This window comes from Bacteroides sp. B1-V-101, assembly GCF_023656585.1.
In the GTDB taxonomy this organism is placed as follows: Bacteria; Bacteroidota; Bacteroidia; order Bacteroidales; family Bacteroidaceae; genus Bacteroides; species Bacteroides thetaiotaomicron.
This window is the reverse complement of the sequence record NZ_JAMOKH010000030.1, coordinates 46098-69886: the sequence shown is the minus strand read 5'-3', so window position 1 is coordinate 69886 and position 23789 is coordinate 46098. Positions and strand designations below refer to the sequence as shown.

Below are 23789 nucleotides of genomic sequence, written 5' to 3'. Positions count from 1 at the left end.
ATTGTTACCTTTGCGCACTATTTGGAAGAAGATGAAAGATACCAAGCAACAATTTGAACATGTCATCGCCTTGTGCCGTGACTTATTCTCCAAGAAGCTGCACGATTACGGGCCTGCATGGCGTATCCTGCGTCCGGCTTCGGTTACTGACCAGATTTTTATCAAAGCTAACAGGATTCGTAGTATCGAAACCAAAGGGGTGACTCTGGTTGACGAAGGAATCCGTTCGGAATTTATTGCGATAGTCAATTATGGCATTATCGGTCTGATCCAGCTGGAACTGGGCTATGCCGAATCTGCCGACATCAGCAATGAGGAGGCTTTGGCTTTATATGACAAGCATGCAAAGGAAGCGCTGGAGCTGATGCTTGCCAAAAATCATGACTATGATGAGGCTTGGCGCAGTATGCGTGTGAGTTCCTACACAGACTTGATTCTGATGAAGATATACCGTACCAAGCAGATTGAAAGTCTGGCAGGGAACACGTTGGTGTCGGAAGGTATCGATGCTAACTATATGGATATGATTAATTATTCAGTATTCGGATTGATCAAGATAGAATTTGAAGGATAAGAACTTACATATCATCCAGAAGACAGGAGCGAATGTCTGCCGTTTCCTTTTAGCGGCATCGTTCATCTTTTCCGGTTTTGTGAAGGCTGTCGACCCGCTGGGCTTCCAGTATAAGATACAGGACTATCTGACCGCCTTCGGGGTGATTTCATGGTTTCCTTCTTTCTTCCCGTTGTTGGGAGGCATTATATTATCCGCCATCGAATTTTCAATCGGTATCTTCCTGTTCTTCGGTATCAAGAAAACAATCTCTACCACATTGGCGTTGGTGCTGATGATTTTCATGACACCGCTGACGCTGTATCTGGCGATTTTCGATCCGGTGTCGGACTGCGGCTGTTTCGGCGATGCCTGGGTGTTGACTAACTGGGAGACATTTGCAAAGAACATCGTACTGCTGCTTGCCGCGATTGCTACATTCCAGTGGAGGAAAATGCTGATCAGATTCGTTACCCGAAAGATGGAATGGCTGATTTCTCTGTACACGATATTCTTTGTATTTACACTGTCGTTTTACTGTCTGGACCGTCTGCCTGTGCTGGACTTCCGTCCTTACAAGATCGGACAGAATATCATGAAAGGCATGAGTATTCCCGAAGGGGCGAAACCGAGTGTATATGAGAGTGTCTTTATCCTGGAAAAGAACGGGGAAAAGAAAGAGTTTACACTAGACAATTATCCGGACAGCACATGGACCTTTGTCGATACGCATACCATTCTGAAAGAAAAAGGATACGAGCCTTCGATCCACGACTTCTCCATGATGGATATGAGCACGGGTGATGATATCACGGAAGACGTGCTGACGGATATGGGATATACCTTCCTGCTGGTGGCACATCGTATCGAAGAGGCGGACGACAGTAACATTGATTTGATTAATGAGATATATGACTACTCGGTAGAGCATGGTTACAGATTCTACTGCCTCACTTCCTCACCGGAAGAGCAGATAGAATTGTGGAAGGACAAGACCGGTGCGGAATATCCTTTCTGCCAGATGGATGACATTACGCTGAAGACGATGATTCGCTCTAATCCGGGACTGATGCTGATAAAAAACGGTACGATTCTGAACAAATGGAGTGATGAAGACATTCCGGATGAATATGTACTGACTGACAAACTGGAGAATCTGGAACTCGGTCAGCAGAAGGTCCGGAGTGACGTACATACGATTGGATATGTTTTCTTGTGGTTTGTCATTCCGCTGTTGCTGGTGTTGGGAGTGGACATTCTGATTGTCCGCCGACGCGAACGGAAGAACGAAAAGCGGAAGCAGCAACAGGAAGTAAAAGAATAATAAATTTATTAACCCTTTAAATAAAGAACAAAATGAGAAAGAACATTGTTGCAGGAAACTGGAAAATGAACAAAACCCTTCAAGAGGGTATCGCTTTGGCAAAAGAACTGAACGAAGCATTGGCTAACGAAAAGCCTAACTGTGATGTAATCATCTGTACTCCGTTTATTCACCTGGCATCTGTAACTCCGTTGGTAGACGCTGCTAAGATCGGTGTAGGTGCTGAAAACTGTGCAGACAAGGCATCCGGTGCATATACAGGTGAAGTTTCTGCTGAAATGGTAGCTTCTACAGGTGCAAAATATGTAATCCTGGGTCACTCAGAACGTCGTGCTTACTACGGTGAAACTGTTGCTATCCTCGAAGAAAAAGTAAAATTGGCTCTGGCTAACGGTCTGACTCCGATCTTCTGTATCGGTGAAGTGCTGGAAGAACGCGAAGCTAACAAGCAGAACGAAGTAGTAGCTGCTCAGATGGAATCTGTATTCTCTCTGTCTGCTGAAGACTTCTCTAAGATCATCCTTGCTTACGAACCGGTTTGGGCTATCGGTACAGGTAAAACAGCTTCTCCCGAGCAAGCTCAGGAAATCCACGCTTTCATCCGTTCAATCGTAGCTGACAAGTATGGCAAGGAAATCGCTGACAACACTTCTATCCTTTACGGTGGTAGCTGCAAGCCTTCTAACGCTAAAGAACTGTTCTCTAACCCCGACGTAGACGGTGGACTGATTGGTGGTGCTGCTCTGAAAGTTTCTGACTTCAAGGGTATTATCGATGCGTTCAATGCATAATTAGAATATCTTTCGGGAACTGACTAAAAAGTAGATAGTAACTCTAAACTCTCCTCCTTCAGGAAGGAGGAGTACCCGTAGGGGGAGGTGGTAGGTGAATACATAAAACTATGAAAGTTCATTTGTCAGGTGCTTCCTACCACCCTGGCTTTCAGCCACCCCTCCTTCCAGAAGGAGGGGAATTGCAGATAGTATCGACTTTTTAGCCACTTCCTGAAATTAAACTTTTATCGAATGAGAAAACTAGGTTTACTTTTATGGATGCTGGCTTTTACCGCTGTTGGTGCACAGGCGCAGAACATCATCAAGAGTCTGGAACGTACAGTGCCGGGACAGGGAAAGGTGACGATTCATCAAGACCCTAAGATAGAGGCATTGATAGGCGTGGAACGTCCTTCTATGGGCGAACAGAAAGTGTTGAAAGCAGCCGGATTCAGAATACAGGCGTATGCCGGTAATAATACCCGTGAGGCAAAGAATGATGCTTATCGTGTAGCTTCCCGCATCAAAGAGTATTTCCCCGAACTGACGATTTACACTTCGTTCAATCCTCCCCGCTGGCTTTGTCGTGTGGGTGATTTCCGGAGCATTGAAGAGGCGGACGCGATGATGCGTAAACTCAAGGCAACCGGTGTATTCAAAGAGGTCTCTATCGTCAAAGACCAGATCAATATTCCTTTATAATTGTATCATGTTAGAAAAAGAAGAAATTGTCTCTCCGAATCTGGAGGAGTTGAAAAGTCATTATCACAGTATTATTACTTTGTTGGGTGAAGATGCCGGAAGGGAAGGTTTGCTGAAGACCCCCGAACGTGTTGCGAAGGCTATGCTGAGTCTGACAAAAGGTTATCACATGGACCCTCATGAAGTGTTGCGTTCGGCTAAGTTTCAGGAAGAATACAGTCAGATGGTGATAGTGAAAGACATTGATTTCTTCTCTCTCTGCGAACACCATATGTTGCCGTTCTACGGAAAAGCACATGTGGCATATATCCCTAACGGCTATATCACGGGATTGAGCAAGATTGCCCGGGTAGTCGATATCTTTTCCCATCGCCTGCAAGTGCAGGAACGCATGACGCTGCAAATCAAAGATTGTATCCAGGAGACACTGAACCCATTGGGAGTGATGGTGGTAGTGGAGGCAAAGCATATGTGTATGCAGATGCGCGGTGTAGAAAAACAAAATTCTATTACTACTACTTCAGACTTTACAGGAGCTTTCAATCAAGCCAAGACTCGCGAAGAGTTTATGAATCTGATTCAGCACGGCAGGGTGTAATACGCTTTACAAAATGTGGACGATGTAGTTCCCCGTCAATGAGGATTGCCTCCGGTACCGATGAAGGGGTGTCTCGGCACCGATGAGAAATTTAGCGTAATACAACGCGGTCGCCCAGGCGCTTCGCCATCAGACTTTGCACTTCCCGCATCTCATTGTAACGCTGCATCAGCGAATTACATTTCTCATTGTCATGAGCGAGTGCCGGATCTTGCAGGGCATAAAGCATATGTTTCAGTTCTTCCGTGACAATCGCATACTTGAAGTTGATCATCAACATCGGGACGAGTTCGTACAGCCGTTCTTCATCTGTCACGATCTTCTGTGATTTCGAGTGATACTTACTTAGCTGATAACGTACATTGATCAAGTCCACGCTCAACCGGCTGATGGTCTGGTCGGGATGTGCCAGGAAATAGCGTTCCGCGATAAAACCGGCATCGTGTATATGCGTGGCGGCTTCTGTCAGAATCTGTCGGTGCAACGGATTATGGAAAGCCAGGTCGTCTTCCTTCAGATCATTCACCACATATTCGATAACGGTTACCGGAATTTCATTTCCTTCTTCGTCGGTAAGGTTGCACATCACTTTTTCACCATAACGGACTACTGCCTGCAGGATCAATCGCTCAAACTTATAGAACTCCTGACCTTCTTTCCCTTCCTGTGGAATAAAGGAGGTATAAGAATCTCCGGGAACAGTGGTATCCGTAGTGGAGGCAGGTGCATTGCCGGGAGGAAATCCTGCCGCACCTCCTGTAGCAGCGGACATCGGATCTGCGAAAGATACGATATTGCCATCGTCATCATATTCGGGTTCCGGTGGCATTCCTGCATTGCCGTAGGGGCTCGATGGACTAGAATAAGTCGGAGCACCGGAATAAGCCGGTGTGCCGGAAGCGGCAGCTGTACCGGAAGTATCTCCGGTTGTTGAAGATGAATGATTATAGCTGGGACGATTGGCTTTTTCAGCCTGCGCCTCTCTTAATTTGGCGACTTCCGCTACCAGCAGTTTTTCTTCGATGCGCAGATGTTGGCTGCATTCTTTGATGTAGACATCCCGTATAATGGCTTCCGGTATGACGGAAATGCTTCGTACGATATTCGAAATCAGTTCCGCGCGTTTGATCGGATCTCTTCCCGCGTCTTCCATCAGAAGGTCGGTCTTGAAGCGGATGAAATCTTTCTCGTGCTCATGGATGAATGCCTGGAATTCTTCCGAATTATGTTTGCGGGCGAAGGAGTCCGGGTCGTCTCCGTCCGGAAGCAGGCATACTTTGATGTTCATGCCTTCTTCCAGCAGCATATCGATTCCGCGGATAGAGGCTTTGATACCGGCTACGTCACCGTCATAGAGTACGGTAATGTTATTGGTGAAACGGTGGATCAGACGAATCTGTCCAGGCGTCAATGCGGTGCCCGATGAAGCGACTACGTTTTCTATGCCCGACTGATGCATGGAGATAACGTCCGTGTATCCTTCCACAAGGAAACATCTGTCCTGCCTGACAATCGCCTGTTTGGCAAAATAGATTCCGTATAGCTCGTTACTCTTGTGGTAAATTTCCGACTCGGGAGAGTTGACATATTTCACCTTTACCCCTTTGGTGGCGGTGCTGAGCACACGTCCGCCGAAGGCGACCACCTTTCCGGAAAGGGTATGGACGGGGAAAATCACACGTCCCCAGAAGCGGTCACGAAGACGGTGGTCATCCGTTTCGTAGCAGATTCCCGTTTTCACCAGGAATTCTTTCTTGTAGCCTTTGCGCAATGCTTCTTGTGACATGGCATCATGGCTTTCCGTACAGTAACCCAACTGGAATTTCTCAATGATGTCATCACGAAATCCACGCTGACGGAAATAAGCTAGACCGATGCTGCGCCCGTCCACATGATTCTTTAAGATATTCTGAAAGTAATCGCGGGCGAAGTTGTTGACAATGAACATACTTTCGCGCGTTGTCTGCGCCTGTTTCTCTTCATTGGTCAGCTCCCGTTCTTTGATTTCGATGTTGTATTTCTTGGCGAGATATTTCAGTGCCTCGTAATACGACATCTGTTCGTGCTCCATGATGAAGTGGACCGAGTTTCCGCCCTTACCGCAGCTGAAACACTTGCAAAGTCCTTTGGCAGGGGAGACGCTGAATGACGGAGTCTTTTCGTTGTGGAACGGGCACAGACCTACATAGTTCACTCCGCGTTTGCGCAGGGTGACAAACTCAGACACTACATCTACAATCTGTGCGGCATCTAAAATTCGGTCTATGGTAACTTGATCTATCATTCTTCTTTTCTCCTGTGATTCCGTTTTTGCGGATACAAAGGTACATATAAAAAAATCCCCTGCAAAGAACTTTTTTGCAGGGGATGGTTAAATCTTATCGAAGGAGAGGATGATTTACTTGATCTTTTCCCGAATCTTGGTGAGGTAGGCTTTCATACCTTCCGCATCTTTCTTTTCGATGATTTCGAGAAGATTTTTCAGCTCTGTACGGATATTGGCCACTTGTCCCGGGGTGCGTGGGTTGAACAGGATTTCCTGCAGCAGGTAGTCATCTTCGCTCAGCAGCCCCTTTGCGATAGCCATGTGCTTCTTGAAAGTCGTTCCCGGAGCTTCCTGATGCTTCATCACGGCAGCAAATACGAAAGTCGAAACGAATGGGATGGAGAGCGAGTATGCCACCGTTTCATCATGTTCGTCGAACGTATATTCGAAGATGTTCAGGCGCAGCGTCTGGTAAAGGTCTTTGAAGAAAATCTTTCCCAAATGATCTCCTTCGCTGATGATAATCGCATTCTCGCTGCTCAGATTGCTGAGACTGGCAAATGTCGGTCCGAACATAGGGTGACTGGAAACGTAGCGGAATCCGCTTTCTTCGTAGAACTTCTTCAGTCCTGTCTTTACGGAAGCGATGTCACTGATGATACAGTCTTTGGGCAGCACAGGCAATACCTTGCGGAAAGCATCCAGCGTGTATTTTACGGTGACGGCATTGATGACCAGTTCGGGTTCGAATTCTTTGATTTCCTCCAGTGTGGTGAAACGATACGTGTTATACACGAAACGCAACTGGTGCGGGTTGACGTCAAACACGGCCGTCTCGTGCTGAAAACTCAGTATATCCGTAAAGAAGGAACCCATTTTACCGGCTCCGAGGATTAATATTCTCATATCTATTATTATTGGGGAGTTTCTCAAAAGTCAATAGTCTCTTCAAAAGTCAATAGTATCTCTAAAAGTTAATAGTATCTCACATTGGGGTGACTAACAAGTCGATTCTATCTTTATTCTCCTCCTTCCAGAAGGAGGAGAGGTAAGATACTACCGACTTTCTAGTCGGCCTCAGTTGTGTTACTGCCGACTTATTTGTTAGTTTCCATTTGATTTTTGAGTTCTTTTGGGCTTTTTATTTATTAATAATCTCTATCTGCTGGCGGACAGACTCTTCGTGGATTGCTTCGAAGATCAGCTTCATAAAGTCTGCGCTCATACCGCATTGTTCTCCTTGCGCACCGCGCTTTTCCAGGATTTCATTGTAGCGCCCTGCTTGAAGAACGGTGATTCCGTGTTCTTTTTTGTAAGTACCGATCTCACGTGCTACGCGCATTCTCTTAGCCAGTTCCTGGATGATGTTATCGTCGCATTCGTCGATTTGCTTACGCAGTTGGCTCAGGCTTTCTGTCGTCTGGGTTTCGGTACGGATCACCAATAAGTTGAGGATGTAGTCGAGTACATCGGGCGTTACCTGTTGAGAAGCGTCGCTCCACGCACAGTCCGGATTGCAGTGACTTTCCACGATCAGACCATCGAAGTTCAGGTCCATTGCCTGCTGGCAGAGCGGGGCAACCAGTTCGCGTTTTCCTCCGATGTGACTTGGGTCACAGAAAATCGGCAGGTTAGGCAGACGGCGACGCAGTTCGATAGGAATGTGCCATTGCGGAAGGTTGCGGTATATCTTTTTGTCGTAGCTGCTGAAACCACGGTGGATAGCTCCCAAACGTTTCAAGCCTGCGTTGTGGATACGTTCCAGTGCACCGATCCACAATTCCAGGTCTGGGTTTACCGGATTTTTTACCAGCACGGGGATGTCGACCCCTTTCAATGCGTCGGCAATTTCCTGTACGGCGAAAGGATTGGCTGTGGTACGTGCGCCTACCCAAAGGATGTCGATTCCTGCTTTCAGACATTCGTAAACGTGTTTGGCAGTCGCTACTTCGGTAGAAACATACATACCTGTTTCTTTCTTCACTTCCTTCAGCCAGGCAAGTCCTTCCACACCGATTCCTTCGAAACCTCCCGGTTTGGTACGCGGTTTCCAGATACCGGCACGGTATATCTTTTGTCCTTTGGCTGCCAGTTGTTTGGCGGTTTCCATTACTTGTTCTTCAGTCTCTGCGCTACACGGGCCGGCGATAACAATCGGTCTTTTGGCTTCGATGCCCGGTAATAAAATTGATTCGAGTTCCATATTCTTATTGTTTTTATTTTATTCTTGTTCTTACTCTTTCGGGCAGGCGTTTCCTGGTCTGCCGCTGATTAACTTTTATCGGTCTTTTCTTTTTAAGAAAGCTTCTTGATTCTTTCCAATGCTTCCGCCAGTTTGGCATCCTTGCAACAAAGGGAAATACGGATAAACCTTGCTCCGTTGCTGCCAAAGATGAATCCCGGCGTGATAAATACCCTTGCCTGGTGCAATACTTTTTCGGTCAGTTCTTCTACATCCTTGCACGAAGCGGGAATCTTTCCCCAAAGGAACATACCCACCTGGTTTTCGTCGTAGGTACACCCCAGTGTTTTCATGATTTCGCCGGCCAGATGGCGACGGCCGCGATAGTTGTGGTTGTTACCTTCGTACCAGTCCGCTTCGGCTTCCAGAGCTGTGGCGGCTGCCAGTTGCATGGCACGGAACATACCGCTGTCGATATTGCTTTTTACTTTCAGTATCCATTGTACGAATTCGGCATTCGAAGCCAGCATTCCGATACGCCATCCCGGCATATTGTGGCTCTTGCTCATGGAGTTGAATTCGATGCAGCACTCTTTGGCTCCCGGTACGCTGAGAATACTGATCGGCTTTTCGTTCAGGATAAAGCTGTACGGGTTGTCATTCACGATGACGATATTCTTGCGGCGTGCGAAGTCTACCAGACGTTCGTAGAGTTCCGGAGTAGCGTTGGCTCCTGTCGGCATATTCGGATAGTTGGTCCACATTAGTTTCACGCGGTTCAGGTCCATCTTTTCCAATGCTTCGAAATCGGGCATCCAGCCGTCTTCTTCTTTCAGGTCGTAGCTGATTACTTCCGCACCGAGTATTTTACTCAGAGAAGTATAGGTGGGGTATCCCGGATTCGGCACCAGTACCTGTTCGCCCGGATTGACAAAAGCCAGCGTGACGTGAAGGATACCTTCTTTGGAACCGATCAGCGGCTGTATTTCCGTATTCGGATTCAGTTCCACTCCATACCAGCGTTGATACCAGGCTGCGAAACCTTTACGAAGTTCCGGTATGCCCACATACGGTTGGTAACCGTGTCCGTTGGGATCGTGAGCATTGTTGCACAATGTTTCGATGGTAACCTTTGAAGGAGGCATATCGGGACTTCCGATACCCAGACTGATAACATCTTTCCCTTCTGCATTCATTTGTGCTACCTCTTTCAGCTTCTTTGAGAAGTAGTATTCGCTGACACTTGCCAGTCTTTCGGCAGGAGCGATTTTATACGTTTGACTTTCCTTCTGCATATTCGCCTAATATTTTAAGTTCTTTGGTTAATGGAGTAATTGCTGCTATAGATTGTTTATATCTCAGATAATCATTGAAAGATACATCGACGTAAAACTGATATTCCCATTCCCGTCCGATGATCGGCAGCGATTGTATCTTTGTCAGATTGATGTTGTAGAACGAAAGAATGGATAATACTTGCGACAGGCTTCCTTCTGTGTGTGGCAATGTGAATACCATGCTTGCCTTGTTGGTCGCCTTTGCGTGATGCTGGCGGAGTTCGTCCACTTGCCACGGATCGGCAACTACCAGAAAACGGGTGAAGTTGTGCTTGTTGGTCTCAATGCCTTCTTGCAGCACTTTCATTCCGTAGCGTTCTGCCGCCGTTTTCGAGCAAATGGCTGCATGCCCTTTCAGGTTTTCTTTCTTGATGATTTCCGCGCTGCGTGCCGTATCTTCTCCTTCCACTACTTTGAGTTGCGGATGCTGATTCAGAAAATCACGGCACTGCATCAGGGCGATAGGGTGGGAGTTGACTTCTGTCAGGTCTTCCCAGCTTTCTTCGGGCAGGCAGACGAAGCTATGTGAGATGCGCAGCTTGTATTCGCCGATAATCTGCGTACCGCTTTGTCTCAACAGTTCATTGTTGTGCAGCAGGCTTCCCGCTATCGTATTTTCGATGGCTAGCATTCCGATGACCTGGCTGTCTTTCCGTATCGAAGTAAACACGTCTTCGAAGTTGGCACAACAGATTAACTCTATTTCTTCTCCCTCGAAGTACTTGTGTGCGGCGATATCGTGATATGAGCCGAGTGTTCCTTGAATTGCTATCTTTTTCATTGTTCTAATAGGGTTATATAAAAAAATCCCGCGTCCATATGGAAGCGGGATTTATATGATTAATTTCTTCATCTCAGTCCTTAAGCATCATGTCACTTGATACATACAAACTCCCGCTCTACTTTCTGGCTAAAGTAAAAGTAAAAAAAGAAGTAATATGCATAAGAAAATGATTTCATACGAATCTTTGTTTCTGCTTTGGTTTCTAATTCTGGGGCAAAAGTAATAATTTTCTGTTAGATGCAAACAAAAAGCGATACTTTTTTTGTTTTCTTCTCTAAAAAAGATGAAAAGGTCACCTGATATGACAGTAATGTTTCAGTTAAAAATGAGTATATACTGCCGTCTGCCTAGAAGATTCCCGGCAGTGCTTCCGGTTTCGGTCCCAGGTTCTTGAATTCTCCGTTCAGACCAGCTTCGTCTTTGGGATTCAGCTCCAGTGACTTCTTCATGTCTTCTACGGAACCGTCTTTATCACCGTTCAGTAGTTTGGCGCGTCCGCGTTCTTTATAGGCTTCGGCGAAGTTCGGGTTCAACTCGATGGCTTCGTCAAACAGGGCGATTGCTTCCGCCAGTTTCTTCTGATTGATATAAAGCTGTCCTAGATAGAGATAGGCTTGTTCGTTGAATGGGTTTATTTCCGTTACGAACTTGTAGTCCGTTTCCGCTTCTTCTTCCTGTCCGTTGGCTTCTTTCACCTTGCCACGCAGCAGGATGGCGGTCTCTTCTTCCGGATTCTGGGCGAGTACGGCGTCTATGTCTTCCATTGTTTCCTTGTATTGCTTCATTTTCAGCAGAGCTTCCGCACGCATCAGACGGGCTTCGATGAAGTCGTCTTTCAGAGTGATGGCTTTCGTCAGATGAGCGATGGTCATGATTTCGTCATCCTGTCCTTTGCGGGCCTTTCCGAGCAGGAAGTGTGCGACTGCATTTCCCTCTTCGATGGCGATTGCTTTGCTGGCAGCCTCTTCCATTGCTTTGTAATCTTCCTGGATGTAGCAGACATTGGCCAGTGTGAGGAATGTGCTGGTCACATGAGGTTCCATTACTGCCATTTTCTCCAGAAGTTCGCGGGCTTTTTCGGTTTCTCCCATCGGGATGTAAAGTTGGCTGAGATAGCCCATCGTTTCGAAATCCTCTTCGATGGCAAGCGCTTCGGTAAAGCATTTTACGGCATAATCCGGACGTCCCATGCGTTGTGCACGCAAGCCGTCATATTTGAATATCTCGAAGTTTTTCTGATCGTTTTTCTGTTTTTCACTCTCCGGAGTTTCGGACTTACCGGAGAAAAAAGACTTAAAAAAGTTCGGCATGATAGTGTTGTTTTAGAGTTTATCTGCAAATGTAATAACTTATTTTGAAATATGTAGCATTCCGTCCTGCATCTTCAGCTCGCCTTCGTCCAATAAATATCGGATTACTTGTCCGATATCCTCTTTTTCCGCCTTTATCTGATCGGCTGTTTCGGCAGGAGTGAGAGGGTTGTGGCTGAGTAAGTCCAGTATTTGTCTTTTCACTTCTTCGTAAGATTCCTCGGATAAATCGTTGGTGGCACGCTTGCTGAGGCAGACATCGCATTGCCCGCAGTTGTGTTCGTTTTTCTCTCCGAAGTAGCGGAGAAGCATTCGGCTCCGGCATACGTTTTCGGTGGTGACGTATTCTTCCATTGCCTTGATGCGTGCTTCATAGCGGGCTTTGCGCTCTTCGTAGACGCTGGGGGGAATATGCAGGAAGCGTAATTCCAGCCGTTCGCGCGTATATATAATATAAGGTGTCTTTTTGCGGGGAATGTAGTCCACGATGCGGCGTTTGGTTAACGTCACCAATATATTATAGATTTGCTGGCGTGTCAGTCCGGTGCGGATGGCAAGAGACTCTTCGCTGATGTAGGCATAATCGGTGAAAACTCCTGTGTATGAGCGAAGAATACTCTGTATCAGAGCTTCCGCTTCCTTTCCCATCTCCCGCAACTTGTACAGTTCGTCCCGACGGATGGTAAAGAGAATCCGTGATGAATTATCCTGTTCGTCCGTGTATTCCAGATAGCCTGCCTGAGTCAGTATTTTCAAAGCACTGTCTACCGGCACCGGAAAGTATTTGAACTTCCGGCAGAACTCTTCCAGATTGAATTCACGGATACATTGAAAACCGTCGCCCATCGCCATTTGGTAATAGTACTGGAGATGTTCGTAGACATTCAGAATGTACTCCTTGTCGGGGAAGGTGTCGACCATTCGTTTATGGAGTGTTGTCTTGTCCGATTTGGAGTACAGGATGACGGCATAGGCTTTCTCTCCGTCTCTTCCGGCACGTCCGGCTTCCTGAAAGTAGGCTTCGGGAGAGTCGGGCAGGTCGAGATGCAGCACGATGCGGACATCCGGCTTGTCGATACCCATGCCGAAGGCATTGGTTGCCACCATGACGCGGACTTCTCCGCTTTGCCAGCGTTTCTGCCGGAGGTCTTTGACGGCATTGTCCAGTCCGGCATGATAGAAGTCGGCGGTTATGCCTTCGTTCATCAGCAGTTCGGTGATTTCTTTGGTACGGCGTCTGTTGCGGACATAGATGATGGCACTGCCCGATATTCGTTGCAGGATATACAGGATTTCTTTCGTTTTGTTGTCGGTTTTGCGCACGATATATGCCAGATTCTTCCGCTCAAAGCTCATGCGGAAGACATTTCCTTCCCGGAATTTCAGACGGGCCTGAATATCTGTTACGACTTCCGGAGTGGCCGTAGCTGTCAGTGCCAGTACCGGAACTTCCGGCAATAGCTCCCGTATCTCTGCAATTTTCAGATAGGCCGGGCGGAAGTCGTATCCCCATTGTGAGATACAGTGGCTTTCGTCTACCGTAATCATGGAAACTTTCATCGAACGCAACTTGGTGCGGAATATTTCCGTATCCAGCCGTTCCGGAGAAATATAAAGGAATTTGTAATTGCCGAAGATACAGTTTTCGAGTGCGGTAAGTATTTCCTGCCGCGTCATGCCCGAATAGATGGCAAGAGCTTTGATTTCCCGCTTCCGCAGATTTTGCACCTGATCTTTCATCAGGGCGATAAGCGGGGTGATGACGATACAAATGCCCTCCTGGGCGAGAGCGGGCACTTGAAATGTAATAGACTTACCGCCTCCGGTAGGCATCAGTCCCAGTGTGTCTTTGCCTTCGCCGATACTGGTGATGATCTCCTCCTGCAAGTCGCGGAAGGAGTCATAACCCCAGTATTGTTTTAATATCTCCTGATACTTATTCAATCGGCTTTATATCCTCGATTTGAAGTTGGACTTCGCCACGCTTGTGCGTGTTCTCCTCGATCGTATAGCAGATGTCGAATGAACGCTTCGTCTTGATATAGCGCACATGAGAACTCTGTCCGAATGCGATACCGTTCATGACGTTATTCGACTTGTTGTCAACCAGTTCCAGCTTGATATGTTCCTGATCGCGTCCCACTACTTTGCTGGTTCCGTAGTCATAGACGTGATGCGTACAGAAGATCGGTTTGATATTGTCCGGACCGAAAGGATTGAATTTCTTCAGATCATTGAAGAATTTCGATGTGATGTCTCGGAAGTCGATCTCCGCATCTATATTGATGACGGCGCTGGTTTGTTCCGGCAGAATATGTTGTGACACGTATTCCTCGAATCGTCGGGTAAAGGCTTCCACATTCTCCACTTTCATGGATAACCCCGCTGCATAGGTATGTCCGCCGAAGTTCTCCAACAGGTCGCGGCAATGTTCAATCGCCTTGTACACATCAAATCCGGAGACGGAACGTGCGGAACCGGTCGCCATATCATCTGTCCGTGTGAGTACTACTGCCGGGCGGTAGTAAACTTCTGTCAGACGGGAAGCTACGATACCGATGACACCCTTATGCCATTCCTCATTATAAAGCACGATGGAACGGCGTTCGGACAGCCCTTCCAGATTGGCCACAATATTGTTAGCTTCTTCTGTCATGCTCTTGTCGAGGTCCTTCCGGGTTTCGTTGTACTGATTGATCTGTCCCGCTTTCTCCAGTGCGGCAGAAAAGTCCTTCTCTGTGAGGAGGTCCACCGCTTCCTTACCGTTCTGGATGCGTCCCGATGCGTTGATGCGTGGTCCGATTTTGAACACGATGTCGCTGACAGTGATCTCCTTTTCGGAGAGTCCGCATACATCGATGATGGCTTTCATGCCGACGCTGGGGTTACTGTTCAGCTGCTTCAGACCGTGATAGGCGAGAATACGGTTTTCGCCCATGATCGGGACGATGTCCGATGCAATGCTCACCGCTACGAGGTCGAGCAATGGAATCAGATGATGAAATTCGATACCATTGTTGATCGCAAATGCCTGCATAAACTTAAAACCGACTCCGCAACCGGAAAGGTGGGTGTATGGATAAGTGTTGTCCAGACGTTTGGCGTTCAGGATTGCGACGGCAGGGGGGAGGATATCGTCCGGCACATGATGGTCGCAGATGATAAAGTCGATTCCCTTTTCTTTCGCATACGTTATTTCCTCCACTGCTTTGATTCCGCAGTCGAGTACGATGATCAATCCTACGCCGGTCTCTGAGGCATAGTCAACTCCTTTTTTAGAAATGCCATACCCTTCGTTGTAGCGGTCGGGTATGTAATAGTCAATGTTCGAATAGAACTGTTGAATAAACTTGTAGACCAGTGCTACGGCAGTAGTACCGTCTACATCATAATCTCCATAAATCAGAATACGCTCTTTCTTTCCCATCGCCTTGTTCAGACGTTCTACTGCAATGTCCATGTCCTTCATCAGGAACGGATCGTGCAGGTCGGGCAATTGCGGGCGGAAGAACTTCTTGGCATCTGCTGCCTTCGTTATTCCCCGCTGCACCAAAAGTTGTCCAAGTATCGGGCTAATGCCTAATTCCTGGGCCAATGTCTGGCTTGTCTCTGCCTGTTCGGGTGTAATGGGTTGATAATTCCATTTGTGATTCATTTTATATATTGTTTTTTCTTTTTCTGTTCTCAGGGGTCAGAAAGGCGCTACTTTCCAACAAGGGGTAAAAGTACGAAAAAAAGCGGAAGGGTATAGTAGATATGACGAAAATATTTCAAAACCTGTGGAATTAGCTCCTTACGGGCTTGGTATTCAAATGGAGTAAACTCGAATCAGTAATACGCTAAATTGTCAGTTCATATAAATCAAGCATCCGTATCATGTGGGGTAAGCGTTGGTTTCCTTGGAGGAAACGCCAGTTCCCTTTAAAAGGAACGGTCGTTTCCATTAAAAGGAACGCTCGTTCCCTCACCGGGAAACGACAGTTTCCATTACAAGAAATGATAGGAAACTATAAGTCGTTGAGATCTAAATATATAGAGTAATATCGGTAATGTTATAGAGTTTATGTTCATGTCCGTACGTAAATGAATTAATTTATTTATATCCGAATATATTAGTTATATGACAGGAGAAGTATATCTTTGTATGATTAGTTATTACATGAAATATGGACCCAAAACTTATAGACTGTTTATGAGAAGAAATCTTGTTGGTATCATTGTTCTAATCTTGTTGGCCGTTAAGGTTGTAAATGCACAGACTGTTGCTGATTCTATAGCAATAGTGACAGCTCCTTGGGAAGTGGTGACCGTAGAAAAAGGAATTGTACATAAGCGGGCTTCCATCCCTTCTCTTTATCAAGGCACTCAGTCCATTAATATATTGGAGATAAATCCGAAGACTGGCAAAAAGGTCGGTATTGCCTTTACCGGACAATTAGAGAAAATAAGCCGGATTGCCCCGAAACATCAGGCGACCGGAGCCATCAACGGTTCCTATTTTGATATGACGAAAGGAAACTCCGTCTGTTTTTTGAAGGTGGGAAGTCAGGTTGTGGACACTACTTCGTTGGATGAATTGAAGTTGCGGGTGACAGGAGCGGTTTATGAGAAGAAAGGAAAAGTGAAGCTCATTCCTTGGGACAGGCAGATCGAGAAGAACTACAAGAAAAATAAAGGTTCTGTGTTAGCTTCCGGCCCGTTGATGCTGAAAGACGGGGAATACTATGACTGGAGTCAGTGCAATGCTAATTTTATAGAAACCAAACATCCGCGTAGTGCTATTTGTCTGACTGAAGAAGGAAAGATTCTGTTTGTTACTGTCGACGGGCGATCTCCGGAAAATGCTGTCGGAATCAACATTCCGGAATTGGCACATCTGCTTCATGTATTGGGTGGAAAAGATGCGCTGAATCTGGATGGGGGAGGCTCTACCGTCTTATGGCTGTCCGGTGCACCGGAAGAGGGAATTGTGAACTTTCCCTGTGATAACAGAAACTATGATCATCAAGGAGAACGTAAAGTGGCAAACTTCCTTTATGTGCATTAAGAGACTATCCACATGGTTGCCGTTCACTATTGAAGAGAGGAATTATATATAATATAATGTATAAGCAAGTAATTTCTATTATATAGCGGACATGATTCCATATAAAACTTTTCTTATTGCTCAGGTTTTGGCTATCCGAAGTCCGGCACCGATAAGGAATATCCCCGGCAACGGGGAACTTATTTCTTTCAGTTTTTCTTCTTGCGTACGTCTTTCCCTTCGAATTTGCAGATCGCCTCTATCCAGTCTTCGGTTAGCGGCATCGACTCATGTTTTTCTAGGTCGAAAGTGACCATGATCGATTTACAGATACATTTCACCTCTTGGGTTTCCGTGTCGATCACCCGTTGGATGAGATGAAAGCTTTTGGTTCCAATTTCAGAAACGGCGGTTTGTACGGCAATATGATCGGATGCGAAAATCTGCTTTACAAAATTGGCTTCGATATGAACGACCACTATGCCGATCTTTTCCCAGTCCACTCCCGGACATACGGAGGCGAAATATTCAGTCTTCCCCAAGTCATAGAAAGAAAAGTAGACGGTATTATTGACGTGACCGAATTTATCTACGTCGTTGAAGCGCAACTGGATAGGCAGTGCATGATGAAATACGATTTCTTCCATTGTTTTCCCTTAATCTTTTTTATTTCGACGCAAAAGTACTACTTTTGCGTGTTATTCTCAACAGAAATAGTTCAAGAAATGATAGAAGATATTAAAAAAGCCTGTCAGGTGATGAATGAAGGAGGTGTCATCCTTTATCCCACCGATACCGTATGGGGCATAGGCTGCGACGCTACTAACGAAGAGGCTGTACGCCGGGTGTATGAGATAAAAAAACGTGCCGATAGCAAGGCTATGCTGGTACTGGTAGACTCTCCTGTGAAGGTGGATTTTTATGTACAGGATGTCCCCGATGTGGCATGGGACCTGATAGAAGTAGCCGACAAACCATTGACTATTATTTATTCCGGTGCACGGAATCTGGCCCCGAACCTGCTGGCGGAAGATGGCAGCGTGGGTATCCGGGTGACCAATGAAGAATTCTCCAGAAGACTTTGTCAGCAATTTCGTAAAGCCATTGTTTCCACTTCCGCCAATATCAGCGGACAGCCGGGAGCGGCCAACTTTACTGAAATCAGCGAAGAAGTCAAGTCGGCAGTGGACTATATCGTCGGCTTCCGGCAGGATGATATGAGCCGTCCCAAGCCCTCAAGTATTATAAAGTTAGACAAAGGCGGAGTGATCAAGATAATTCGTGAATAGATGAAAAGAGAGGAGAGACAGAGTTTACTACAGCGTTGCATCAAATGGCGGGAAGCTAATATTAAGGAAAAGCAGTTTATCCTGATATTGAGTTTTCTGGTCGGGATCTTCACTGCGATTGCCGCTTTATTTTTGAAGTTCCTTATTCATCAGATACAGAATTTCCTGACAAACAACTTTAATGCGACATCGGCCAACTACCTGTATCTGGTATATCCGGTGATAGGTATTTTCCTGGCGGGATGGTTCGTGCGTAATATTGTGAAGGATGACATCAGTCATGGTGTTACCAAGATTCTGTATGCGATTTCGCGTCGTCAGGGACGTATCAAACGACATAATATCTGGTCGTCTACGATTGCCAGTGCCATCACGATCGGCTTCGGTGGATCGGTTGGAGCGGAGGCGCCGATTGTACTGACGGGGTCGGCCATCGGTTCCAACCTGGGAAGTGTTTTCAAGATGGAACACCGCACGCTGATGTTGCTTGTCGGCTGTGGTGCGGCAGGTGCGATTGCAGGTATCTTTAAAGCTCCGATAGCCGGGCTCGTATTCACACTGGAAGTGCTGATGATCGATCTTACGATGTCTTCTCTGCTTCCATTGCTGATTTCCGCCGTGACTGCGGCGACCGTTTCCTATATCACAACCGGTACGGAGGCTATGTTCAAGTTCAATCTCGATCAGGCTTTCGAACTGGAACGTATCCCTTACGTGATCTTGCTGGGAATCTTCTGCGGACTGATTTCTCTCTACTTCACACGGGCGATGAACTCCATAGAAGGGGTATTCGGAAAACTCAAGAACCCTTATCAGAAACTTGCTTTTGGCGGTGTGATGCTGAGTGTGCTGATCTTCCTTTTCCCTCCGCTCTACGGTGAAGGCTATGATACAATCGAACTTCTGTTGAACGGAACTTCGGCAGCGGAATGGGACACGGTTATGAACAACTCCATGTTCTACGGCTATAGTAATCTGTTGCAGGTTTATCTGATGTTGATTATCTTGTTGAAAGTGTTTGCTTCCAGTGCGACGAATGGTGGCGGCGGGTGTGGTGGTATTTTCGCTCCTTCGCTTTATCTGGGATGTATTGCCGGATTCGTGTTTTCTCATTTCAGCAATGACTTTGCCTTTTCCGCCTATCTGCCCGAAAAGAATTTCGCCTTGATGGGAATGGCGGGTGTCATGAGTGGGGTTATGCACGCTCCGTTGACAGGAGTGTTCCTGATAGCCGAGCTGACCGGAGGATACGATTTGTTCCTGCCGTTGATGATTGTGTCTGTCAGTTCCTATCTGACGATTATCGCTTTCGAGCCTCACAGTATCTATTCCATGCGTCTTGCCAAGCGCGGTCAACTCCTCACACATCATAAGGATAAGGCAGTGCTGACCTTGATGAAGATGGAGAATGTGGTGGAGAAAGATTTTGTAGCCGTGCATCCGGAAATGGACTTGGGAGAGTTGGTAAAAGCCATTGCCGCTTCCCACCGTAATATGTTTCCGGTGACGGATAAAAAGACCGGCGAATTGTTGGGAATTGTCCTGCTCGACGATATCCGCAACATCATGTTCCGGCAAGAACTTTATCACCGTTTTACTGTTAATAAATTAATGACATCTGCTCCTGCCAAGATATTCGATACGGATGGAATGGAACAAGTGATGCAGACGTTTGATGATACCAAAGCATGGAATCTGCCGGTAGTGGACGAAGAAGGACGATATCAGGGATTTGTCTCCAAATCAAAGATATTTAACTCATACCGCCAAGTACTGGTACATTTTTCTGAAGATTAACCGGCAAGGTGCCGGAGCCAGGTTACTATGCAGATAACTTCTACGAAGATAATAAGAAGATTATGAAGAAAGAAGATTTAAGGATCGTTTATATGGGTACTCCCGATTTTGCGGTGGAGGCCCTGCGTCAGTTGGTAGAGGGTGGTTATAACGTGGTAGGCGTGATAACGATGCCCGATAAACCGGCCGGACGCGGACACAAAATTCAATATTCTCCTGTCAAGCAATATGCACTCGAACAGAACTTGCCGTTGCTGCAACCGGAGAAACTGAAGGATGAGGCTTTTGTGCAGGCACTTCGTGAGTGGAAAGCTGATCTTCAGATTGTGGTTGCTTTTCGTATGTTGCCGGAGGTGGTCTGGAATATGCCGCGGTTGGGTACTTTCAACCTGCACGCTTCGTTGCTTCCTCAGTATCGGGGTGCTGCTCCTATCAATTGGGCGGTTATCAACGGCGATACGGAGACTGGTATCACTACCTTCTTCCTGCAACACGAGATTGATACCGGAAAAGTGATTCAGCAAGTACGTGTCCCCATTGCCGACACGGATAATGTGGAAGTGGTGCACGATAAACTGATGATCCTCGGTGGTAAGCTGGTGCTCGAAACCGTGGATGCGATCTTGAATGACACGGTGAAACCAATTGCTCAGGAAGATATGGCAGTGGTGGGCGAACTACGTCCCGCTCCGAAGATATTTAAGGAGACTTGCCGGATTGACTGGAATTCTCCGGTGAAAAAGGTGTATGATTTCATTCGTGGTCTGTCGCCTTATCCTGCTGCATGGAGTGAGTTGGTCAGTCCGGAAGGAGAAGCGGTGGTGATGAAGATTTTTGAGAGCGAGAAGATTTATGAGGCACATCAGTTGCCTGTCGGAACAGTTATGACGGATGGCAAGAAATATATAAAGGTGGCTGTGCCCGATGGATTTGTTTCTGTCCTCTCTTTGCAGCTTCCCGGCAAGAAACGTCTGAAGACCGATGAATTGCTTCGTGGATTCCGCTTGTCGGATGGATATAAAATGAATTGATAGAATGAACTGACCACGGTCAAGCTAACTTAGAACTTAAAACAATAGAATGATGAAACCGATTATTTCTCCTTCCATCCTTTCTGCCGACTTTGGTTATCTGGCGAGAGATATTGAAATGATAAACCGCAGCGAAGCGGAGTGGGTACATATTGATATAATGGATGGAGTATTTGTTCCTAATATTTCATTCGGCTTCCCGGTGCTGAAGTATGTAGCAAAGTTGACGGACAAACCGTTGGATGTACATCTGATGATAGTCAATCCAGAGAAGTTTATCCCTGAAGTGAAAGCGTTGGGCGCACATACGATGAATGTTCACTATGAGGCTTGTACGCATCTTCATCGGGTGATTCAGCAAATCAAAGAAGCTGGAATGCAGCCGGCAGTGACAATCAATCCGGCAACTCCTGTTGCTTTATTGCAGGATATCATTCAGGATGTGTATATGGTACTTATCATGAGTGTGAATCCGGGTTTTGGCGGTCAGAAGTTCATTGAGCATTCTGTAGAGAAAGTCCGTGAATTGCGTGCTTTAATAGAACGGGCCGGTTCAAAAGCATTGATTGAAGTGGATGGAGGTGTGAATTTGGAAACGGGTGCCCGACTGGTGGAAGCAGGAGCGGATGTGCTGGTAGCCGGCAATGCTGTCTTCGGAGCACCGGACCCGGAAGAGATGATCCGCCAGTTACACAAGTTGTAACGGACACATTGAATACTGCCTCTTTACATCAGTATCCTTATATACGCCTGATTATCCCGTGGATAGCAGGCGTTTTTTGTGGAGATTGGTTCTTTGATCAATCGACGGAACTGTTTTGGAGTATTCTGAACTTTGGTCTCTTTGCCGGACTGTGCATTGCCCTCTATTTTCTGAAACGGCGTTCACTTCGGTGGTGTTTTGGAATATCTGTCTTTGCACTTTGTTTCGCAGGCGGGTGGCTAGGCATTACTTGTCAATTAAAACAAACGGTATATGACTTTCCGGAGAAGGAAGCGGTTTATCGGGTACGACTAACGGATACTCCGGAGACTAAAGAACGGACGTTGCTCTGTAGGGTATTGCTTAAAGAGCTGCGAGATTCGTCAGGGGTATGTCCGATAGGGCGAAAGGCTATTCTTTATTTGCAGAAAGATTCATTGTTTACTTTATTGAAACTGGGGGATAAACAATTAAAGATAGGAGATGAACTGCTGGTATCTGCCCGCATTGCTCCACCCGCTAACGGAGGAAACTTTGATGAGTTTGATTATGCCCGCTATTTGATGCGTCATGGCATTAGTGGAACGGGGTACGTAGCATCCGGGAAATGGGCGTTATGGTCACCATCTATCAGGTATACTGCGATGTTTTGTCAGGAAAAGGTGATAAACCTTTATCGGAAGCTGGGATTTGAAGGAGATGAACTGGCTGTGCTTTCAGCGTTGACCGTGGGTGAGAAGACCGATTTAAGTGACTCTATCCGTGAAAGTTATTCAGTATCCGGTGCCAGTCATGTCTTGGCTCTATCCGGCCTGCATATAGGGCTTTTGTATGCTTTGCTTTTCCTCCTTTTGAAACCTCTAACAAGGAAGTGGCAGGCAGGGCGATATTTCCGTTCCGTTCTGCTCCTTGTTTTATTATGGTCTTTTGCCTTTTTTACTGGTCTGTCGCCGTCTGTAGTCCGTTCGGTAAGTATGTTCTCGGTTTTGGCAATAGCGGAACTGTTCGGACGCCAATCATTGACTCTGAATACACTGGCTGCTACCGCATGGGTAATGCTGTTTGTCAATCCGGCTTGGTTGTTCGATGTTGGTTTTCAATTATCTTTTCTAGCTGTACTTTCTATTTTGATGATTCAGAAACCGGTCTATCAGTTGTTGCCTGTGAAGAGCAGGATAGGAAAATATGTTTGGGGATTGATGAGTGTATCGATAGCTGCGCAAATAGGAACTGCTCCGCTTGTAATGCTGTATTTCTCCCGTTTCTCCACTCATTTTCTGCTGACTAATTTAGTAGTCATACCTTTGGTGACTGTAACTTTGTATGCTGCCGTTCTTATGCTTCTTCTGACTCCACTGCCTGCCGTTCAGTTTGTTATGGCGGGAGCAGTCAGATTCCTGTTGAAAGTGCTGAATGATTTTGTCCGGTGGGTTGAGCAACTTCCTTATGCTTCCTTGGATGGTATCTGGCTTTATCGTCTGGAGGTGTTGGGCATCTACATTTTCTTGTTGCTTTTCCTTTATTATTTGAAGACCCGAAGGTTCAGGAATCTTGTTGTTTGCTTTTCCTGCCTGTTGTGTCTGGGCATTTATCACACGGTCATGCGCTGGTATGACCGTCCTTGTCCGAGCCTTGTATTTTACAATGTCCGTGGTTGTCCGGCGATTCATTGTATTGCTGAGGATGGGACTTCTTGGCTGAACTATGCCGATACCCTTTCTGATAAGCGCCGTTTGCAGGCTGTAGCGGCTAATTATTGGAGACGTCATCAACTTCTGCCTCCAATAGAAGTAACGGCTGATTGTCAGAACGTTGACTTCTGTCGTCATCAGCAGATTGTATTTTATCATGGCTGCCGTATTTGTATGGTGACCGATAATCGATGGCGGAACAAATCTGCCGCTTCGCCGTTATTTATTAATTATATGTACTTATGCAAAGGCTATAACGGTCGTCTGGAAGAACTTACCGGACTCTTTTCTCCATCTTGTATCCTGTTGGATGCTTCCCTTTCCGATGATCGCAAACAGTTCTTCCGGGAGGAATGTAAGAGACTGCATCTGCATTTTATCACTCTGTCTGAAGAAGGTTCTGTGCGGTTTTTGCTCTAAGTA

At 46.5% G+C, this 23789-nt stretch carries 20 protein-coding genes; 11 read left to right on the top strand and 9 right to left on the bottom strand.

Annotated features, from left to right (window positions below; genetic code table 11):
- Positions 1-31 precede the first annotated feature (31 nt).
- From NBH01_RS19180 to folE, 5 genes are all read left to right on the top strand, one after another.
- Positions 32-574, top strand: a complete 543-nt coding sequence (locus NBH01_RS19180) for a DUF1599 domain-containing protein (RefSeq protein ID WP_008760847.1) — start codon at positions 32-34, stop codon at positions 572-574.
- Complete coding sequence (locus NBH01_RS19175; RefSeq protein WP_008764181.1) at positions 564-1877, top strand: BT_3928 family protein; 1314 nt, start codon at positions 564-566, stop codon at positions 1875-1877. The genes NBH01_RS19180 and NBH01_RS19175 overlap by 11 nt, the downstream gene beginning before the upstream one ends.
- Positions 1878-1909: 32 nt before the next feature.
- Positions 1910-2668, top strand: coding sequence for a triose-phosphate isomerase (gene tpiA, locus NBH01_RS19170; RefSeq protein WP_008760849.1), 759 nt, complete (start codon positions 1910-1912; stop codon positions 2666-2668).
- Positions 2669-2902: 234 nt separating this feature from the next.
- Positions 2903-3352 carry an SPOR domain-containing protein gene (locus NBH01_RS19165; RefSeq protein WP_008760850.1) on the top strand — a complete coding sequence of 150 codons (450 nt, stop codon included), beginning with the start codon at positions 2903-2905 and terminating at the stop codon, positions 3350-3352.
- Positions 3353-3359: 7 nt separating this feature from the next.
- Entirely contained in the window at positions 3360-3950 is a 591-nt protein-coding gene (gene folE, locus NBH01_RS19160; protein WP_008760851.1) for a GTP cyclohydrolase I FolE, read from the top strand.
- Positions 3951-4041: 91 nt separating this feature from the next.
- On the opposite strand, the gene dnaG is transcribed toward folE, so the two are convergent.
- The 8 genes from dnaG to recJ all read right to left on the bottom strand — a co-directional run bounded on the left by dnaG (position 4042) and on the right by recJ (position 15484).
- A complete protein-coding gene (gene dnaG, locus NBH01_RS19155; protein WP_008764182.1) occupies positions 4042-6234 on the bottom strand; it encodes a DNA primase in 2193 nt (730 codons plus the stop codon).
- 114 nt (positions 6235-6348) lie between these two features.
- A complete protein-coding gene (locus NBH01_RS19150; RefSeq protein ID WP_008760853.1) occupies positions 6349-7122 on the bottom strand; it encodes a prephenate dehydrogenase in 774 nt (257 codons plus the stop codon).
- Between the two features lie 235 nt (positions 7123-7357).
- Positions 7358-8419, bottom strand: coding sequence for a bifunctional 3-deoxy-7-phosphoheptulonate synthase/chorismate mutase type II (locus NBH01_RS19145; RefSeq protein ID WP_008760854.1), 1062 nt, complete (start codon positions 8417-8419; stop codon positions 7358-7360).
- A gap of 92 nt (positions 8420-8511) precedes the next feature.
- Positions 8512-9693: a pyridoxal phosphate-dependent aminotransferase gene (locus NBH01_RS19140; RefSeq protein WP_008760855.1), complete on the bottom strand. Its 1182-nt coding sequence runs from the start codon at positions 9691-9693 to the stop codon at positions 8512-8514.
- A complete protein-coding gene (locus tag NBH01_RS19135) occupies positions 9668-10516 on the bottom strand; it encodes a prephenate dehydratase (RefSeq protein WP_008760856.1) in 849 nt (282 codons plus the stop codon). The genes NBH01_RS19140 and NBH01_RS19135 overlap by 26 nt, the downstream gene beginning before the upstream one ends.
- Positions 10517-10866: 350 nt before the next feature.
- Entirely contained in the window at positions 10867-11829 is a 963-nt protein-coding gene (locus NBH01_RS19130; RefSeq protein ID WP_211462129.1) for a tetratricopeptide repeat protein, read from the bottom strand.
- Positions 11830-11868: 39 nt separating this feature from the next.
- Positions 11869-13773: a RecQ family ATP-dependent DNA helicase gene (locus tag NBH01_RS19125; RefSeq protein WP_211462131.1), complete on the bottom strand. Its 1905-nt coding sequence runs from the start codon at positions 13771-13773 to the stop codon at positions 11869-11871.
- Positions 13766-15484, bottom strand: a complete 1719-nt coding sequence (gene recJ / locus NBH01_RS19120) for a single-stranded-DNA-specific exonuclease RecJ (protein WP_074856072.1) — start codon at positions 15482-15484, stop codon at positions 13766-13768. Before recJ ends, NBH01_RS19125 begins: the two co-directional genes overlap by 8 nt.
- Before the next feature lie 537 nt (positions 15485-16021).
- On the opposite strand from recJ, the gene NBH01_RS19115 reads away from it, so the two are divergent.
- Positions 16022-16876 carry a phosphodiester glycosidase family protein gene (locus NBH01_RS19115; RefSeq protein ID WP_225679591.1) on the top strand — a complete coding sequence of 285 codons (855 nt, stop codon included), beginning with the start codon at positions 16022-16024 and terminating at the stop codon, positions 16874-16876.
- A 188-nt stretch (positions 16877-17064) separates the two neighbouring features.
- On the opposite strand, the gene NBH01_RS19110 is transcribed toward NBH01_RS19115, so the two are convergent.
- Entirely contained in the window at positions 17065-17502 is a 438-nt protein-coding gene (locus tag NBH01_RS19110; RefSeq protein WP_008760862.1) for an acyl-CoA thioesterase, read from the bottom strand.
- Positions 17503-17580: 78 nt separating this feature from the next.
- Between NBH01_RS19110 and NBH01_RS19105 the strand changes: the two genes are divergently transcribed.
- The 5 genes from NBH01_RS19105 to NBH01_RS19085 all read left to right on the top strand — a co-directional run bounded on the left by NBH01_RS19105 (position 17581) and on the right by NBH01_RS19085 (position 23786).
- Positions 17581-18144, top strand: coding sequence for an L-threonylcarbamoyladenylate synthase (locus NBH01_RS19105; protein WP_055216416.1), 564 nt, complete (start codon positions 17581-17583; stop codon positions 18142-18144).
- Entirely contained in the window at positions 18145-19941 is a 1797-nt protein-coding gene (locus tag NBH01_RS19100; RefSeq protein WP_055216419.1) for a chloride channel protein, read from the top strand.
- A 62-nt stretch (positions 19942-20003) separates the two neighbouring features.
- Positions 20004-20972 carry a methionyl-tRNA formyltransferase gene (gene fmt / locus NBH01_RS19095; protein WP_151209172.1) on the top strand — a complete coding sequence of 323 codons (969 nt, stop codon included), beginning with the start codon at positions 20004-20006 and terminating at the stop codon, positions 20970-20972.
- A 52-nt stretch (positions 20973-21024) separates the two neighbouring features.
- On the top strand, positions 21025-21675 hold the full coding sequence (gene rpe, locus NBH01_RS19090; protein ID WP_011109031.1) for a ribulose-phosphate 3-epimerase: 651 nt from the start codon (positions 21025-21027) through the stop codon (positions 21673-21675).
- Positions 21676-21683: 8 nt separating this feature from the next.
- Positions 21684-23786 (top strand): ComEC/Rec2 family competence protein, encoded by a 2103-nt coding sequence (locus tag NBH01_RS19085; protein ID WP_016269467.1) that lies wholly within the window; start codon positions 21684-21686, stop codon positions 23784-23786.
- Positions 23787-23789 lie beyond the last annotated feature (3 nt).